The following is a 15098-nucleotide window of genomic DNA, read 5'->3' on the forward strand; positions in this document are numbered from 1 at the left end:
ACCGACGCGGCCATCGACAACCGCAGCTAGCGGAACTGCCGATCGCGCTGCCCGGTATGCACGTAGGCGATTCGCCCGGCCAGCTGACGGCCCAGCGGCGACAGCCCGGCGGCCAGCTCGCCGCGCAGCACGTCGACGACCTGTTGCGCGTGGCGCCGACGCAGGCATCTCGCTGAAAACCGACGCGGCCATCGACAACCGCAGCTAGCGGAACTGCCGATCGCGCTGCCCGGTATGCACGTAGGCGATTCGCCCGGCCAGCTGACGGCCCAGCGGCGACAGCCCGGCGGCCAGCTCGCCGCGCAGCACGTCGAGGCCTGCCAGCCGGCGTCGATGGAAGCGCAGCGGGTAGGCATCGACCGCCTGCAGGTGCGGCGTGCGCGGCATCGCAGCCGCCGGCTCGCCGCCAGCCAGCAGGCGATCCCAGCCCAGGTAGTCGGTGTCCGGCAGCAGGTGCAGGCGCACACAGGGCTGGCCGGTGCGATCCAGGCCGTCGATCCATTCGTGCGGCCCGTCCACCGCGATCACGCTGACTGCCATCAGCCAGCGCACCCGCAGCAGCGGGGCCAGCTGCGGCGTTTCCGCCAGCAGGCCGCGCGGCAGCGCCGACAGCTCCGGCCCGCACGCCGCCAGCGGCATGTACAGCACGCTGTCGAGCGCCGGCAGCGCCGCAACCAGCGACGCCGGCGCGATCCGCAGCCAGCGCCGGCAGGGGACCGTGCCGGAAGCCTGCGGGCAGCAGGCCCGCCGTTGTCGCCACCAGGGAGTGAACATCGCCTGCCTCCAGCGACACGAGCCGGCGAAGCGCCCAGGCCCGGGAAAGACGCGCGGGCCACCGCCCACGGCGCCAGGGAAACCGACCGGCGGGCTACTTGGTCAGGATCAGCTTGTCGTTGCGGGTCAGGCGCAGGTGGTACTCGCTGCCCTGATGCTGGATCACCAGTTCGCGTTCACCCTCCAGCAACGCATGGCTGGAAACGCGTCTGGCCATCGCGGCGGCCGGCGGGGGCGCTGCCGGCCGCAGGATCGAGCGTGGCGACGGCGGTTGGCGCAGGGACAGGACAGGCATCGGAATATCCAGTGGAAGCGGTGACGCCTTCGATGATAAGGATTCTCATTTAAGTGTCAACTACCCTCCTCCCTCAGCCCGCCTCGACGACCTGCCGGATCCGCTGCGCCACCGCTGCATCCAGCCGTGGCAGCAGCTCCAGCGCATCCAGGTTCTGCGCCAGCTGCTCGCGTCTGCTGGCGCCGAGCATCACCGTGGAAACGTGCGGATTGAGCAGGCACCAGGCGATCGCCAGCTGCGCCAGGCTGGTACCCATCTCGGCGGCGATCGGCTGCAGCGCGCGCACCTTGCCGAGGCGTTCGTCGCCGTGGCCCAGCACATCCTCGCGCAACCCCTCGAAGCCGGGCTGGGCCAGCCGCGAGTCGGCCGGCACGCCGTCGTTGTACTTGCCGCTCAGCAGGCCGGACGCCAGCGGCGACCAGATCGTGGTGCCCATGCCGTAGGCCTCGTACAGCGGCGCGTACTCCACCTCCACCCGCTCGCGGTGCAGCAGGTTGTACTGCGGCTGCTCCATCACCGGCGCATACAGGTGGTTTTCGCGGGCAATCCGGTGCGCCTCGTGGATCGCCTCGGCCGGCCACTCGCTGGTGCCCCAGTACAGCACCTTGCCCTGGCGCACCAGCGTATCCATCGCCGCCACGGTTTCCTCGATCGGCGTATCCGGATCGGAGCGATGGCAGAAGTACAGGTCGAGATAGTCCACGCGCAGGCGCTGCAGCGCCTGGTGGCAGGCTTCCATCACGTGCTTGCGCGACAGCCCGCGCTGGGTCGGCAGCGGCTCGTCATGCGCGCCGAAAAACACCTTGCTGGAGACGCAGTAGCTGTCGCGCGGAAAGCGCAGGTCGGCCAGCACGTCGCCCATCACCTGCTCGGCCACGCCGTTGTTGTAGGTCTCGGCGTTGTCGAAGAAGTTCACCCCGCGGTCGTGCGCCAGCGCCAGCAGCTCGCGCGCCTGGGCACGCCCCACCTGCCGGCCGAAGGTGATCCAGGCGCCGAACGACAGCGCGGAAAGTTGCAGGCCGGAAGTGCCGAGGCGACGGTAAAGCATAGGGATGCTCCTGTGGGGATGAGACCGCCAGCATGTCCAATCCGCGCGCGCGATACAACGGCGTAATCTTGTGCTCCCGCCACCATCGGAGTTCACCATGTCATCGATCACGGGCTGGGCCGCCAGCGCGGCCGGTCAACCGCTGAAGCTGGCCACGTTCGACGTGGGCGAATTGGGTCCCGAGGAAGTCGAGGTGGCGGTGGACTATTGCGGCATCTGCCACTCCGACCTGTCGATGATCGGCAACGAATGGGGCGGCTCGCGCTATCCGTTCATCCCCGGGCACGAGGTGGTCGGCCGGGTCGCCGCGCTGGGCGCACAGGCGAAGGGATTGTCGGTCGGCCAGCGCGTGGGCATCGGCTGGACCGCGGGTAGCTGCATGCATTGCCGGCAGTGCCTGTCCGGCGACCAGCACCTGTGCGCGCAGTCGGTGGCGACCATCGGCGGCCATCACGGCGGCTTCGCCGGCAGGGTTCGCGCGCACTGGGCGTGGACGATTCCGCTGCCGGAGGGCATCGACCTGGCCAGCGCCGGCCCGCTGCTGTGCGGCGGCATCACCGTGCTGAAGCCGTTCCTCGCCTACGGCATCGAACCGACCGCGCGGGTCGGCGTGGTCGGCATCGGCGGGCTCGGCCATATGGCGGTGAAGTTCGCCGCGGCATGGGGCTGCGAGGTCACCGCGTTCACCTCCACCACGGCCAAGGCCGGCGAGGCGCGCGGCTTCGGCGCGCACCACGTGGTCGCCAGCCGCGACAGCGCCGCGATCAAGGCGATCGCCGGCTCGCTCGACCTGCTGCTGGTCACCGTCAACGTGCCGATGGACTGGAACGCCCTGCTCGATACCCTCGCCCCGAAGGGCCGCATGCACGTGGTCGGCGCGGTGCTGGAACCGATCCCGGTGCCGGCGTTCAGCCTGATCGGCAAGCAGCGCGAAGTCTCTGGCTCGCCCACCGGCTCGCCGGTCGACATCGCCCGCATGCTCGATTTCGCCGCCCGCCACGACATCCGCCCGCAGGTGGAGATGTTTCCGATGGGCAAGGTCAACGAGGCGCTGCAGCACCTCGCCGACGGCAAGGCACGCTATCGCATCGTGCTAGAAACGTGAGTCTACCGTGTATCGAGCCCGCAACGTGATCAGCAGTTTCACCAAATCGACGATACCAGTGTAAGGCTCAGGATCATCGTACGCAGTGGATTTTCCAACCAAGCTTTCCGCACGTTGTGTCGCCACATCCAATCGTTCGCGGGTGATGGCAAAAACGCCACCGTTGCCTTTGTCATAGCCGGGTATATGGCGCTTCAACCGCCGCATCACCTCATCGCGGTGCAGTGGCGCATGAATGTCTTCGAAGTGCAGCAACAGCCATAACTCAAAGCTGGGCACCGAGGGTATGGCGCGAAATGTCACGACTTGTCTGACATCGTTACGCAGCTTGCGATCCAGCGATTCGGCCAACTTGAGGGCATCAAAGTAGGTACGGTGCTCATCGCGGTCAAACACGGCATAGACCTGCTCGAAGGCGCGAGGCTGAATGCTCTTGCGACGGTCGCCTTTCTCGAACAACTCCTTGGCATACTGCACCACCTGGATCGGTGCGGTTCCATGCGCGCTGGGCCACACCACGACGTTGGCGGTGTGCAGTCGATAAGCAGCGCGGATTTCACTGAAATACAACGGCTCGGTCTTGCTGCCTTCGGAAACGATCAGGATACGGTCGTAACTGGCTCGCCGGGCCTGCTTGCGCTCAAGCTGCAGGCGATGCCGCTCTCTGGGGGAATTATCGCGCGCCATCAGTGCTTCAGCCCTATCCGCTGGCTGAGGAAGGGAACCCCACCGTAACGACCTATCAGGTAGCCGCGTTCCAGTGCCTCGTTCTTACGCGGTCCGAACTCGGACAGGCTGATCAGACTGGATGCCTGCTCGTGGTCTTTTTCAACGAACCATATCTGGTCGCGGCGGAACAGATCCGGAGCATCGAGTAGCGAGGTGTCATGAGTAGTAAAGATCAGCTGCGCGCCACCAGTGTTGACCTCCGGTCGATGGAACAACCACACCAGCTCGCGCACCAGCAGAGTGTGCAGGCTGGTATCGAGTTCATCGATCACAAGCGTCAACCCCTTGCTGAGAATATCAAGCACCGGACCGGCGAGGAACAGTAGGTTGCGCGTGCCGCTCGATTCGTCGACCAGATCGAATACAGCCTCGCCGTTCTCGGTAACGTGACGGAACTTCAATTCGGCCACTTCATTTTCGACAGGACCAGCCTCTTGTTTTCCTGATGCAAGGTCGATCTTGATGCCTTGGGCAATGATCTTGCGCTTGACAACATCAATATCTGCGATGCTGAAATCCGCCGCCGTGAGGAAGTCGCAGATAGCTTTGCGCTTCTCGGTCTGCTGCAGCATCTGAACCGAAAACTGCGGAGCTAGCGGACTGACTTCGTTGAAGATGACTAGTCGATTGACGAACCAGTCGAACACGGGCCGCAAAGCCTCACTGTTGAGCTGGACAGCCATCGACAAGAAAAGTGAATTGGCCCTGGTGGCCCCTTCCCACACATTCTTGGAGCCTTTGAGACCAGAACCGAAATCGTACACATCCCTGTCTGTGTCGACGTCGAAGTAGCGCTCAAACCAGCGCTGCGGCTTGAACGCCTTGTAGACCAGCAAGTGCTCGCTGACGATGCGCTGGTTGGTCATGGCAAAACCGTACTGATAGCGCACACCCTGGAGCAGGAAAGTAACCTCGAACTCGGTGGGCTGGCCGCCAGATTCGCCATCCAGACGAAACGGCTGCACGCTAAAGGTCTGTCCCGGCTGGATTACCGTGGCTGATTCCGTCACCACCCCTCGCATGTACTGGAGCGCTTTGATGAGATTGGACTTGCCACTGGCGTTGGCCCCGTAGATCACAGCGCTGCGCAACAAGGCAGGAGCAGCCTTGAGGCCGGTGGTCAGCGTGTGAGTGTCCTGAAGGGTTTTGTCTTTGGACGCGACGAGGCTAAGCACCTGCTCATCGCGCATGGAACGAAAGTTCTTGACACGAAATTCGATCAGCATCGCATTCACTCGAAAAGATGAGAATACGGTTAATTTTTGACCTTAAAAGTCAAAATTGCAATTTATTTCTTATAAGTAACTCGTATTCGTCCGAACGTCAGGCTGGAAACAAGCCCTGAGGCCACAATGCTCAGAAACGCCCTTCCGGATGAGGTTCCAACCAGCGACTCAGCTCCACACGACATGTACCCCCAATGCCAACGCGACGGCGGCGAACGCACCGGCCACCACGTCGTCCACCATCACGCCCATGCCGCCCTTCACGCGTCGGTCCAGCCAGCGGATCGGCCATGGCTTCCACACGTCGAACAGGCGGAACAGCACGAAGCCGGCCAGCACCATCCACCACGCGAATCCGCTGGCCGGCAGCAGCGCGGGAATCAGCAACGGCAACAGCGCGATCCACTGGCCGATGAATTCGTCCCACACGAGGCTGCGATGGTCGTCCACGCCCAGCGCACGGCCGGCCACGTTGCAGGCCCACACGCCGATCGCGAAGCCGGCCACGACCACCAGCAGGTAGAACGGCAGCGGCAGCCGGCGCAGCAGCAGCCACGGCAGCAGCGCGGCCAGCGAACCGAACGTGCCCTGCGCCACCGGCGCGAGGCCCGAACCGAATCCGCAGGCCAGCCAGCCGGCCGGCGTGGCCAGCAGGGCGCGCCGCTGTTCCGTGCCGAGGTTCTTTTTTGCGCTCACGCGAAATGCTCCCAGCCCGGTCGATCCGTGGCCAGCCACGAGCCATCGGCGGCACGCACGCGCACGCCCTCGCCTTCCACGATGCGGCCGATCTTCGTGGCGCCGCAGCCGAGCCGGGCCAGGCCGGCCTGCAGCTCGGCCACGCGGGCGGCCGGCACGGTGAAGCACAGTTCGTAGTCGTCGCCGCCGCTCAAGGCAAAGTGCAGCGCCGTGGTGTCGTCGTGCAGCTCCAGCAGCGCCGACGAGCGCGGCAGCAGCGCGGCCTCGATCTCCGCCGCGACCCCGCTGGCGGTGCAGATATGGCCGAGGTCGGCGAGCAGGCCGTCGGAGACGTCGACGCAGGCCGTGGCCTGCCCGCGCAACGCGGTGCCGGCGGCGAGTCGCGGCGTCGGCCGGTTCAACCGCTCGATCAGGAAGCCGCGCAGCCCGGTGCGGTCGTCGTCGCGCGGCGGATGCTGCACGGCATGCAAGCCGGCAGCCGCATCGCCCAGCGTGCCGGTGACCAGCACCGCGTCGCCGGCCCGCGCGCCGGCGCGGGTGAGCGCCTGGCCCGGCGGCACGAAGCCGTGCACGGCCACGCTGATCGTCAACGGCCCGCGGGTGGTGTCGCCGCCGACCAGGGCCAGCCGGTGCGGCTGCGCCAGTTTCGCGAAACCCTCGGCAAAACCCTCGACGAAGGCCGCGTCCGCGCTGGGCATGGTCAGCGCCAGCAGCGCCCAGGCCGGGCTGGCGCCCATCGCGGCGAGGTCGGAAAGATTCACTGCCAGCGCCTTCCAGCCGATGTCGGCCGGCGTGGTGCCGCGCGGAAAGTGCACGCCCTCGACCAGGGTGTCGATCGCCACCGCCAGCTCCTGCCCGGCCGGTACCGCGAGCACCGCGGCGTCGTCGCCGATGCCGACGCGCACGTCGTCCCGCGCTTGCGCGGTATGCCGGCGGATCAGTTCGATCAGGTCGAATTCCATCGGGAACCCCCCAATGCAAGGTCAGCGGCTGAACACGAGGGTAGGGCTGTCGTGGTAGGTCGACGGCTGCCACAGGCGGAAGCCGGCTTTCTCCGCGACCCGGATCGACGCCTGATTTTCCGGCGCGATGATGCATACCACGCGCCGTTCGGGAAACTGCCCCTCGGCCCAGGCCGCGATCGCCGCCACCGCCTCGCTCGCATAGCCGTTGCCGTGCGCCGGCGGCGCCAGCACCCAGCCGCACTCCAGCATGCCCCGCAGCGAGGGCTGCAGTTCGCGCGCGAAGTCGGCGAAACCGACGTCGCCGACGTAGCGGCCGCTGGCCTTCTCCTCGATGGCCCAGTAGCCGTAGCCGAGCAGGCTCCACAGCCCGCGATACTGCAGCAGGCGCTTCCACACTTCCTCGGCGGTGAACGGGCGGCCACCGATGTGGCGGGTGACCTCGGGGTCCGACCAGATCGCGGTGCAGGTGGCGTGATCGCTGGCCTGGTGCGCGCGCAGGCGCAACCGCGCGGTCTCGATTTCCGGCACCTGCCCGCCCGGCGACCCCGCGGCGCCGGGCATCAGCCGCGCTTCTCGACCGCGCGCAGTTCGCCGGCCAGCTTGTCCAGCACGCCGTTGACGTAGCTGTGGCCGTGGTCGGCGCCGAAGCGCTTGGTGACCTCGATCGCCTCGTTGATCACCACGCGATACGGCACGTCGGGACGGAACTTCAGCTCGTACGCGGCCAGCCGCAGCGCGGCGCGTTCGATCGGATCGACCTGCGCCACCTCGCGGTCGAGGTGCGGGCGCAGGCTGGCGTCCAGTGCATCGACGTTTTTCTCCACGCCGTGCAGCAGGTCCTCGAAGTAGTCGAGGTCGGCCACTTCCATGTCCTGCTCATGGCGGAACTGCTCGATCACCGCGTTCATGTGGCTGCCGGAAAGCTGCCATGCGTACAGCGCCTGCAGCGCGCGGCGGCGGGCACGCGAGCGCGCGGCCAGGTCGAGGCCTTGCGGGGCGTGATGCATCACAGCTTCCCGTACAGGTTGACCATTTCCAGCGCGGCGATCGCGGCATCGGCGCCCTTGTTGCCGGCCTTGGTGCCGGCGCGCTCGATCGCCTGCTCGATGCTGTCGGTGGTCAGCACGCCGAACGCCACCGGCACGCCGGAGCCGTACGCGGCCTGGGCCAGGCCCTTGGCGCATTCGCCGGCGACGTAGTCGAAATGCGGGGTGGCGCCGCGGATCACCGCGCCCAGCGCGATCACCGCCACGTACTTGCCGGAGTTCGCCAGCTTGTGCGTGGCCAGCGCGATCTCCCACGCGCCCGGCACGCGGACCAGTTCGATCGCGTCGTCCTTCACGCCGTGGCGCACCAGCGCATCGCGCGCGCCGGCCACCAGCGGCTCGACGACGAAGCCGTTGAAACGGCCGGCGACGATGGCAAAACGGCCTTTCGGGGTGGCGAAATCGCCTTCGATGGTCTTCATTGCGGATTTCCTCGGGTGGACGCGCGGCCCATGCAGAGCGGGCATTTTACGGGTTTGGCCGCCCTCCTGCTCATTCGGCTCCCTCCCCTGCTCGCAGGGGAGGGTTGGGGAGGGGTTGCTTTTGATCTTGCTCGCCAGTCCGCAGCTACCCCCTCACCTAAAGGATTCCTTTCAGTCACCAGCCGCCCCTGCCCTGCAGGGGGAGGAGCGGAAGCGCGGAGGCGGGGCCGGGACGTCAAGGCCGAGGCGGCAAATGCGGGTATCCGCTGAAACTCAACTGCGCCTTGCCGCCAGCGACTTTCAGCCGCGCCGGCGCGCCGAATGGCAGGGTGAACTTGTCCGGCTCGTGGCCGATCGGCAGGCCGCCAAGCACCGGCATGCCGCTGGCCCGGCGGATCTGCGCGAAGCTGTCGGCCAGGTCATAGCCGTTGTCGTAGCCGCTGGGGCGGCACTGGCTGAAATCGCCCAGCAGCAGCGCGCGCTGGCGCCCCAGCACGCCGGACAGGTGCAACTGGTACAGCATCCGCTCGATCCGGAACGGCGGCTCGCCGACGTCCTCGACGAACAGGATGCCGCCGTCGATCCCGCGACCATCGATGCCGGGGAAATACGGCGTGCCGACCAGGCTGCACAGCACCGCCAGATTGCCGCCCCACAGCGGCCCCTCGGCGTCGAGTTCGGCGTCGGGCGCGGTGGCCCACTCGACCTGCGTCGAGGGGGAACGCACGGTGCCCCAGAAATGCCGCCAGGTGAATTCGCTGAGCGTCTCGGCGCCGAAGTCGGCGCCCAGCATCGGGCCGCTGAACGTGCACAGGCCGCTCTTCGCATGCAGCGCCAGCTGCAGGGCGGTGAAGTCGCTGTGGCCGACCAGCAAGGTGCTGCCGCCGCCCAGCCGTTCGCGCAAGGCGTCGTAATGCAGTTGCGCCAGCAGGCGCGTGGCGCCGTAGCCGCCGCGGATCGCCAGCGCGATATCCGGCAGTTCATCCTCCGTGGCCAGCGCATTGAGGTCGGCCGCCCGCTCCGTGTCGCTGCCGGCGTAGCGCTGCTCGCTGCGATCGAGCACCTCCAGGCCGCTCAACCGGCAACCGGCCTCGCGCAGCCGGGCCACGCCGCGCGCCATCGCGGCGCGATCGTGCGGGTAACCGGAGGGGGCGATCAGGCGGATGGCGGTATCGGACATGGGTCTGGTCGATGGGGGAAGTTGGATTATGCGGCGGCGAAACAGCGACCGTGTGGCAGAACAAGGCGCATTCCATGTAGGAGCGCACCCTGTGCGCGATGCTTTCCGTCACGTGACGAAGAGCTATCGCGCACAGGGTGCGCTCCTACACGTATTCGACAACTTCCAGACCGAAACCACCGAGGCCGACCATCTTGCGCGGCGTGCCGAGCACGCGCAGGCGGTGCACGCCGAGGTCGGCCAGGATCTGCGCGCCGAGGCCGAGCTGTCGCCATTCCTGCTGCTGCGCCTCTTCTGGCGCCTGCTTGCCGGGCTGGCGGTTGAGCCGGGCCAGCAGCGCCTCGGGCGTGTCCTCGCCGGACAGCACCAGCAGCACGCCGCGATCCTCGTCGGCGATGCAACGCAGTGCCGAGGTCACGGTGAGGCCGAGGTCGTCGCGCTTGAGGTGCAGCACGTCGGACAGGGTATTGCGCACGTGCACGCGGGTGAGCACCGGCGCGCCGTCGTTGACCCTGCCGCGCACCAGCGCGTAGTGCAGGCCGCGGCGGATCGCGTCGCGGTAGGCCACCAGCCGGAACGGGCCGAACTCGGTGTCCACGTCCTCCTCATGCACGCGCTGCACGGTCTTCTCGGTCTCCAGCCGGTAGCGGATCAGCTCGGCGATGGTGCCGATCTTCAGGCCGTGCTTCTGCGCGAAGATCTCCAGCTCCGGCCGGCGCGCCATCGAGCCGTCCTCGTGCAGGATCTCGATCAGCACCGCCGAGGGCTCCAGCCCCGCCAGCGCGGCCAGGTCGCAGCCGGCCTCGGTATGCCCGGCGCGGGTCAGCACGCCGCCCGGTTGCGCGGTGAGCGGGAAGATGTGGCCTGGCTGCGACAGGTCCTGCGGCTTCGCGTCGGACTTCACCGCGACCTGGATCGTGCGCGCGCGGTCGTGCGCCGAGATGCCGGTGGTGACGCCTTCGGCCGCCTCGATCGAGACGGTGAAGTTGGTGTGGTAGGCCGAAGTGTTGTCGCTGACCATCGGGCGCAGGCCGAGCTGGCGCGTGCGCTGCTCGGTGAGCGTGAGGCACAGCAGGCCACGCGCCTCGCGCACCATGAAGTTCACGTCTTCCGGCCGCACCATCTGCGCGGCCATGATCAGGTCGCCCTCGTTCTCGCGGTCCTCGTCGTCGAGGATGACCACCATGCGGCCGGCGCGGATGTCTTCGAGGATTTCGGGAATGGTGTTGAAAGCCATGGGAGTTCCTTGAGGGTTGTGCTCCCTCCCCTGCAAAGCAGGGGGAGGGCTGGGGTGGGGTCCGCCTTTGATCTGATCTGTCAAATCAAAAGCGTTACCCCCTCCCAGCCTCCCCCTGCTTCGCAGGGGGAGGGGCAAAAGATCAGGCGAAGCCGTGCTGTTTCAGGAACGCCTCGTCGATACGCGGCGCCTCGCCATGCGACAGCAGCCGCTCGATGTAGCGCGCCACCACGTCCACCTCGATGTTCACCGCGTCGCCCACGCGGCGCGCGTGGAACGCGGTGTGTTCGACCGTGTGCGGGATCAGGTTGACGCCAAATCGTGACCCGGCGACCTCGTTGACGGTAAGGCTGGTGCCGTCGATGCAGACTGAGCCTTTCGCCGCGATGTAGCGCGAGATCGCCGCCGGCACCTCGAACGTCCAGCGCTGCGAGCGCCCGTCTGGGGTGATCGAGACCACCCTGCCGAGGCCGTCCACGTGGCCGGAAACCAGATGGCCGCCCAGACGGTCGGCCAGGCGCAGCGCCTTCTCCAGGTTCACCGGGTCGCCCGGCTTGAGCTGGCCCAGCGAGGTCAGCGACAGTGTCTCGTTGGAGACGTCGGCGCTGAAACCGCGCGGTTCCAGCGTGATCGCGGTGAGGCACACGCCGGAGACCGCGATCGAGTCGCCCAGCTGCACGTCGGCAAGGTCGAGGTCGGCAGTATCGACATGCAGGCGGACATCGCCGCCGCGCGGTTCGAGCCGCGCGATGCGGCCCACGGACTGGATGATGCCGGTAAACATCAGCGCACCTCCGGACGGAGGGTGATGGACTGCATGAGGGCGATGGATTTCATGAAACGTTCCCGCATAAAGCTGAAAGCGAGTACGCCCCAAGGCATGAGGCCAGGCGCACGCCGCGAAGCGTCCGCCCTGCCGTCTTCTCTTTATCCGGACTGTGAGGAAGCGGTCACCCGCTTCCAACCGTCGGCTCCGGCATTTGACCGGATCTGCTGACCTCACGGCGGTTGCCGTGAGCGCTCGCGGGCTTGTTGTCGGACGTGGGCCCTTCAACCTACCGCCGGTGGGGAATTTCACCCCGCCCTGAAGACGCTATGTAATGTTTGCCGGCATGACCGGCTGGCGAAGTCTAGCACCGCCGCGGCGCCGGCTCGCGTGCTGCCGTGGCGAATGCAGCGTTCGCCGGCGCGCACCTGAACGAATCAGGCGGGACGCAGTTGCAGCCGCCAGTCCGCACCAAGCATGCGCTGATCGACCACCTGCAGCTGCCAGCGCCGCGCCATGTCACTGAGCGTAGGCAGCTGCAGCAGCGGGCGCGCGCTGTCGCCCAGCAGCAGCGGCGCGACGTAGAGCAGCAACTCGTCGACCAGGCCGGCGGCGAACAAGGCGCCGCACAGGGTCGGACCGGCCTCGACATGCACTTCGTTGCAGCCGCGCCCGGCCAGCAGGGCCAGCGCGGCGCGCAGGTCGAGCGCGTCGCCTTGCGTGGCCAGCGCCATCCGCTCGACCCGGGCAAAACGGTCATCGGTGCACGATGCCGCCGCACCATGCAGCAGCAGGGTCGGCACGGAACCGTCCAGCACATGGCTGCCGGCCGGCGTTCGCAGCTGGCGGTCCAGCACGACGCGCAACGGCCGGGTGAACTCCTCGTCCTGCGGCAGCCGCACGGTGAACCGCGGGTCGTCGGCCAACACGGTGCCGCTGCCGCTGAGGATCGCCGAGCTGCGTGCGCGCCAGCGCTGCACGTCGGCGCGCGCGGCCTCGCCGGTGATCCACTTCGACTCGCCGTTGGCGAGAGCGGTGCGGCCATCCAGGCTCATCGCCAGCTTCACCCGCACGAATGGTCGGTCGCGCTCGATCCGGCTGAAGAAGCCGACGTTCAACTCACGCGCGGCCTCGCGCATCAGGCCCGATTCGACCGTGATGCCGGCGGCGCGCAACTTGCCGATGCCGCGGCCGTCGACCTGCGGGAACGGGTCCTCGGCCGCGACCACCACGCGCCTCACGCCGGCGGCAATCAGCGCATCGGCACAAGGCGGCGTACGGCCGTGGTGCGCACATGGCTCCAGCGTCACGTAGGCGGTGGCACCACGCGCCCGCTCGCCCGCCTCGCGCAGCGCAAACACCTCGGCATGCGGCTCGCCGGCACGCTGATGGAAACCGGTGCCGACGACCTCGTCGCCGCACGCGATCACGCAACCCACGCGCGGGTTTGGCTGGGTGGTGTACAGGCCGCGCCCGGCCAGGCGCAGGGCGTGCGCCATGTGGGTGTGATCAACAGCCGAAAAAGAGTCGGTCACGCTGCCGCACCTTGGTAGGAGCGCACCCTGTGCGCGAAAAACTTGCGTTGCGGCGACATCATTCGCGCACAGGGTGCGCTCCTACAGGCACCGCGTCATTTGCCTTCGCGCTTGCCGCCGCCGAGCAAGGGCAACTGCAAATCGGCCAGCCCCGGCAGGTCGCGCTCCAGCTTCTCGATCTCCTCGCGGAACGCATGCACGTCCTCGAACTTGCGGTAGACCGAAGCGAAGCGCACATAGGCGACCTGGTCGAGGTTCTTCAGCTCGCGCATCACCAACTCGCCGAGCTGGCGCGACGGCACCTCGCGCTCGCCGCTGCGGCGCAGGTCGTTGATGATCGCGCGTACCGCGGCGTCCACCGCGTCGCTGGCCACCGGCCGCTTCTGCAGCGCACGCTCGAAGCTGACGCGCAGCTTGCGCTCGTCGAACGTCTCGCGCCGCTCGCCGCTCTTCACGATCGTCGGCAGCTTCAGCTCGGCGGTCTCGAACGTGTTGAAACGCTCGCCGCATTGCTCGCATTCCCGCCGACGACGCACGCTGGCACCGTCCTCGGTAAGCCGCGAATCGATCACGCGGGTGTCTTCGTGCTGGCAGAAGGGGCAATGCATAAAGTCAGGAGTGAGAGTAGAGAAGTGCGGAACGAGAGGGAAGCATCAGCGTCGGCTTTCTCTCACTTCTCACTCCTCTCCGCTCACTTCTCGCCCTCAGCCGTAGACCGGGAATTTGTGGCACTGCGCCGTCACCGCCTCGCGCACGCGGGCGATCACCGCCTCGTCGCCCGGCGCGTCCAGCACGTCGCAGATCCAGCTGGTCAGTTCGGTCACGTCCGCTTCCTTGTAGCCGCGGGTAGTGACGGCCGGGGTGCCGACGCGCAGGCCGGAGGTGACGAACGGCTTGCGCGGGTCGTTCGGCACGGCGTTCTTGTTGACCGTGATGTGTGCGTTGCCCAGCGCTTCCTCGGCGGCCTTGCCGGTGACGTCGCGGCCGATCAGGTCGACCAGCATCAGGTGGTTCTCGGTGCCGCCGGAGACGATCTTGTAGCCGCGTGCGATGAAGGTCTTCGCCATTGCCTTGGCGTTCTTCACCACCTGGGCCTGATACTCCTTGAACGCCGGCTCCAGCGCCTCCTTGAACGCCACCGCCTTGGCCGCGATCACGTGCATCAGCGGGCCGCCCTGGATGCCGGGGAACACGATCGATTGCAGCTTCTTCTCGATTTCCTCGGCCGCCGGCCCCATGCCGGCATGGCTCGCCACGATGATGCCGCCGCGCGGGCCGCGCAGGGTCTTGTGGGTGGTGGAGGTGACCACGTGCGCGTGCGGCAGCGGGCTCGGGTACACGCCGGCGGCGACCAGGCCGGCGACGTGGGCCATGTCCACGAACAGGTAGGCGCCGACCTTGTCGGCGATGGCGCGGAAACGCGCCCAGTCCATCACCTGCGAATAGGCGGAGAAACCGGCCACGATCATCTTCGGCTGGTGCTCGACGGCAAGGCGCTCGACCTCGTCGTAGTCGACCAGGCCGTTCTCGTCCACGCCGTACTGCACCGCGTCGAGGATCTTGCCGGAGAGGTTCACCTTGGCGCCGTGGGTGAGATGGCCGCCGTGGGCCAGGCTCATGCCGAGGATCTTGTCGCCCGGCTGCAGCAGTGCGAAATACACCGCCTGGTTCGCCTGCGAGCCGGAATGCGGCTGCACGTTGGCGTAATCGCAGTCGAACAGCTGCTTGAGCCGCTCGATCGCCAGCCTCTCGGCGACGTCCACGTACTCGCAGCCGCCGTAGTAGCGCTTGCCCGGGTAGCCCTCGGCGTACTTGTTGGTGAGCTTGGAACCCTGCGCTTCCATCACCCGCGGGCTGGCGTAGTTCTCCGAGGCGATCAGCTCGACGTGGTCTTCCTGGCGCCGGCCTTCGTCGGCGATGGCCTTGGCCAGTTCGTCGTCGTAACCGGCAATCGTGCAGTCCTTGGGGAACATTCTGGCCTCGGCAGTTGGTGGCGGGATTAGCCGGAAAGTGTAGCGCCGCCGGGCGTTTGCGGCCACCTGCCGGGCGGAACCGGACGGCAGCATCGGCGTGA

Annotated in this window: 17 protein-coding genes and 1 riboswitch; of the genes, 1 reads left to right on the plus strand and 16 read right to left on the minus strand. The window is 67.4% G+C overall.

The genetic code is table 11. From position 1 onward, the window contains the following. Window positions 1-204 precede the first annotated feature (204 nt). The 3 genes from AC3WRN_RS00600 to AC3WRN_RS00610 form a co-directional block, all read right to left on the minus strand. Window positions 205-774 (minus strand): hypothetical protein, encoded by a 570-nt coding sequence (locus tag AC3WRN_RS00600; protein ID WP_492621462.1) that lies wholly within the window; start codon window positions 772-774, stop codon window positions 205-207. A 94-nt stretch (window positions 775-868) separates the two neighbouring features. Continuing rightward, window positions 869-1069 (minus strand): hemin uptake protein HemP, encoded by a 201-nt coding sequence (gene hemP / locus AC3WRN_RS00605; protein WP_492621463.1) that lies wholly within the window; start codon window positions 1067-1069, stop codon window positions 869-871. A gap of 73 nt (window positions 1070-1142) precedes the next feature. After that, on the minus strand, window positions 1143-2117 hold the full coding sequence (locus tag AC3WRN_RS00610) for a potassium channel beta subunit family protein (protein ID WP_492621464.1): 975 nt from the start codon (window positions 2115-2117) through the stop codon (window positions 1143-1145). A gap of 97 nt (window positions 2118-2214) precedes the next feature. On the opposite strand from AC3WRN_RS00610, the gene ahr reads away from it, so the two are divergent. Further along, the gene (ahr, locus tag AC3WRN_RS00615) at window positions 2215-3222 is read left to right on the plus strand and encodes an NADPH-dependent aldehyde reductase Ahr (protein ID WP_492621465.1); all 1008 of its coding nucleotides are present in this window, start codon (window positions 2215-2217) and stop codon (window positions 3220-3222) included. On the opposite strand, the gene AC3WRN_RS00620 is transcribed toward ahr, so the two are convergent. The 13 genes from AC3WRN_RS00620 to glyA all read right to left on the minus strand — a co-directional run bounded on the left by AC3WRN_RS00620 (window position 3211) and on the right by glyA (window position 14997). Next, window positions 3211-3909 (minus strand): RloB family protein, encoded by a 699-nt coding sequence (locus AC3WRN_RS00620; RefSeq protein ID WP_492621466.1) that lies wholly within the window; start codon window positions 3907-3909, stop codon window positions 3211-3213. The two genes, ahr and AC3WRN_RS00620, sit on opposite strands and share 12 nt — an antisense overlap. Continuing rightward, window positions 3909-5177, minus strand: a complete 1269-nt coding sequence (locus AC3WRN_RS00625) for an AAA family ATPase (RefSeq protein WP_492621467.1) — start codon at window positions 5175-5177, stop codon at window positions 3909-3911. Before AC3WRN_RS00625 ends, AC3WRN_RS00620 begins: the two co-directional genes overlap by 1 nt. 168 nt (window positions 5178-5345) lie before the next feature. After that, window positions 5346-5873 carry a phosphatidylglycerophosphatase A family protein gene (locus tag AC3WRN_RS00630; RefSeq protein ID WP_492621468.1) on the minus strand — a complete coding sequence of 176 codons (528 nt, stop codon included), beginning with the start codon at window positions 5871-5873 and terminating at the stop codon, window positions 5346-5348. Further along, on the minus strand, window positions 5870-6835 hold the full coding sequence (gene thiL, locus AC3WRN_RS00635) for a thiamine-phosphate kinase (protein WP_492621469.1): 966 nt from the start codon (window positions 6833-6835) through the stop codon (window positions 5870-5872). Before thiL ends, AC3WRN_RS00630 begins: the two co-directional genes overlap by 4 nt. A gap of 21 nt (window positions 6836-6856) precedes the next feature. Next, entirely contained in the window at window positions 6857-7399 is a 543-nt protein-coding gene (locus AC3WRN_RS00640) for a GNAT family N-acetyltransferase (RefSeq protein ID WP_492621470.1), read from the minus strand. Next, complete coding sequence (gene nusB, locus AC3WRN_RS00645) at window positions 7399-7845, minus strand: transcription antitermination factor NusB (protein WP_068093172.1); 447 nt, start codon at window positions 7843-7845, stop codon at window positions 7399-7401. Before nusB ends, AC3WRN_RS00640 begins: the two co-directional genes overlap by 1 nt. Further along, entirely contained in the window at window positions 7845-8306 is a 462-nt protein-coding gene (gene ribH, locus AC3WRN_RS00650) for a 6,7-dimethyl-8-ribityllumazine synthase (RefSeq protein WP_492621471.1), read from the minus strand. Before ribH ends, nusB begins: the two co-directional genes overlap by 1 nt. A gap of 235 nt (window positions 8307-8541) precedes the next feature. Continuing rightward, window positions 8542-9486, minus strand: coding sequence for a muramoyltetrapeptide carboxypeptidase (gene ldcA, locus AC3WRN_RS00655; protein WP_492621472.1), 945 nt, complete (start codon window positions 9484-9486; stop codon window positions 8542-8544). Between the two features lie 145 nt (window positions 9487-9631). Further along, the gene (gene ribBA, locus AC3WRN_RS00660; RefSeq protein ID WP_492621473.1) at window positions 9632-10723 is read right to left on the minus strand and encodes a bifunctional 3,4-dihydroxy-2-butanone-4-phosphate synthase/GTP cyclohydrolase II; all 1092 of its coding nucleotides are present in this window, start codon (window positions 10721-10723) and stop codon (window positions 9632-9634) included. Between the two features lie 142 nt (window positions 10724-10865). Next, a complete protein-coding gene (locus AC3WRN_RS00665; RefSeq protein ID WP_492621474.1) occupies window positions 10866-11507 on the minus strand; it encodes a riboflavin synthase in 642 nt (213 codons plus the stop codon). Between the two features lie 130 nt (window positions 11508-11637). Beyond that, a riboswitch (FMN riboswitch) is annotated at window positions 11638-11819 on the minus strand. 107 nt (window positions 11820-11926) lie between these two features. Continuing rightward, window positions 11927-12988 carry a bifunctional diaminohydroxyphosphoribosylaminopyrimidine deaminase/5-amino-6-(5-phosphoribosylamino)uracil reductase RibD gene (ribD, locus tag AC3WRN_RS00670; RefSeq protein ID WP_492621475.1) on the minus strand — a complete coding sequence of 354 codons (1062 nt, stop codon included), beginning with the start codon at window positions 12986-12988 and terminating at the stop codon, window positions 11927-11929. Between the two features lie 131 nt (window positions 12989-13119). Next, entirely contained in the window at window positions 13120-13632 is a 513-nt protein-coding gene (gene nrdR / locus AC3WRN_RS00675; RefSeq protein WP_068093155.1) for a transcriptional regulator NrdR, read from the minus strand. Between the two features lie 96 nt (window positions 13633-13728). Beyond that, on the minus strand, window positions 13729-14997 hold the full coding sequence (gene glyA / locus AC3WRN_RS00680) for a serine hydroxymethyltransferase (protein ID WP_068093152.1): 1269 nt from the start codon (window positions 14995-14997) through the stop codon (window positions 13729-13731). Between the last annotated feature and the right edge of the window lie 101 nt (window positions 14998-15098).

Source organism: Rhodanobacter sp. FW101-FHT13A11 (genome assembly GCF_058790335.1).

Bases quoted from the DNA above. Each gene is read 5' to 3' on its own strand.
- AC3WRN_RS00600 (WP_492621462.1), bottom strand. From the start codon at position 774: ATGTTCACTCCCTGGTGGCGACAACGGCGGGCCTGCTGCCCGCAGGCT.
- ribBA (WP_492621473.1), bottom strand. From the start codon at position 10,723: ATGGCTTTCAACACCATTCCCGAAATCCTCGAAGACATCCGCGCCGGC.
- ahr (WP_492621465.1), top strand. From the start codon at position 2,215: ATGTCATCGATCACGGGCTGGGCCGCCAGCGCGGCCGGTCAACCGCTG.
- nusB (WP_068093172.1), bottom strand. From the start codon at position 7,845: ATGCATCACGCCCCGCAAGGCCTCGACCTGGCCGCGCGCTCGCGTGCC.
- AC3WRN_RS00610 (WP_492621464.1), bottom strand. From the start codon at position 2,117: ATGCTTTACCGTCGCCTCGGCACTTCCGGCCTGCAACTTTCCGCGCTG.
- nrdR (WP_068093155.1), bottom strand. From the start codon at position 13,632: ATGCATTGCCCCTTCTGCCAGCACGAAGACACCCGCGTGATCGATTCG.
- glyA (WP_068093152.1), bottom strand. From the start codon at position 14,997: ATGTTCCCCAAGGACTGCACGATTGCCGGTTACGACGACGAACTGGCC.
- hemP (WP_492621463.1), bottom strand. From the start codon at position 1,069: ATGCCTGTCCTGTCCCTGCGCCAACCGCCGTCGCCACGCTCGATCCTG.
- ldcA (WP_492621472.1), bottom strand. From the start codon at position 9,486: ATGTCCGATACCGCCATCCGCCTGATCGCCCCCTCCGGTTACCCGCAC.
- AC3WRN_RS00665 (WP_492621474.1), bottom strand. From the start codon at position 11,507: ATGTTTACCGGCATCATCCAGTCCGTGGGCCGCATCGCGCGGCTCGAA.
- AC3WRN_RS00625 (WP_492621467.1), bottom strand. From the start codon at position 5,177: ATGCTGATCGAATTTCGTGTCAAGAACTTTCGTTCCATGCGCGATGAG.
- thiL (WP_492621469.1), bottom strand. From the start codon at position 6,835: ATGGAATTCGACCTGATCGAACTGATCCGCCGGCATACCGCGCAAGCG.
- AC3WRN_RS00620 (WP_492621466.1), bottom strand. From the start codon at position 3,909: ATGGCGCGCGATAATTCCCCCAGAGAGCGGCATCGCCTGCAGCTTGAG.
- ribH (WP_492621471.1), bottom strand. From the start codon at position 8,306: ATGAAGACCATCGAAGGCGATTTCGCCACCCCGAAAGGCCGTTTTGCC.
- ribD (WP_492621475.1), bottom strand. From the start codon at position 12,988: ATGGCGCACGCCCTGCGCCTGGCCGGGCGCGGCCTGTACACCACCCAG.
- AC3WRN_RS00640 (WP_492621470.1), bottom strand. From the start codon at position 7,399: ATGCCCGGCGCCGCGGGGTCGCCGGGCGGGCAGGTGCCGGAAATCGAG.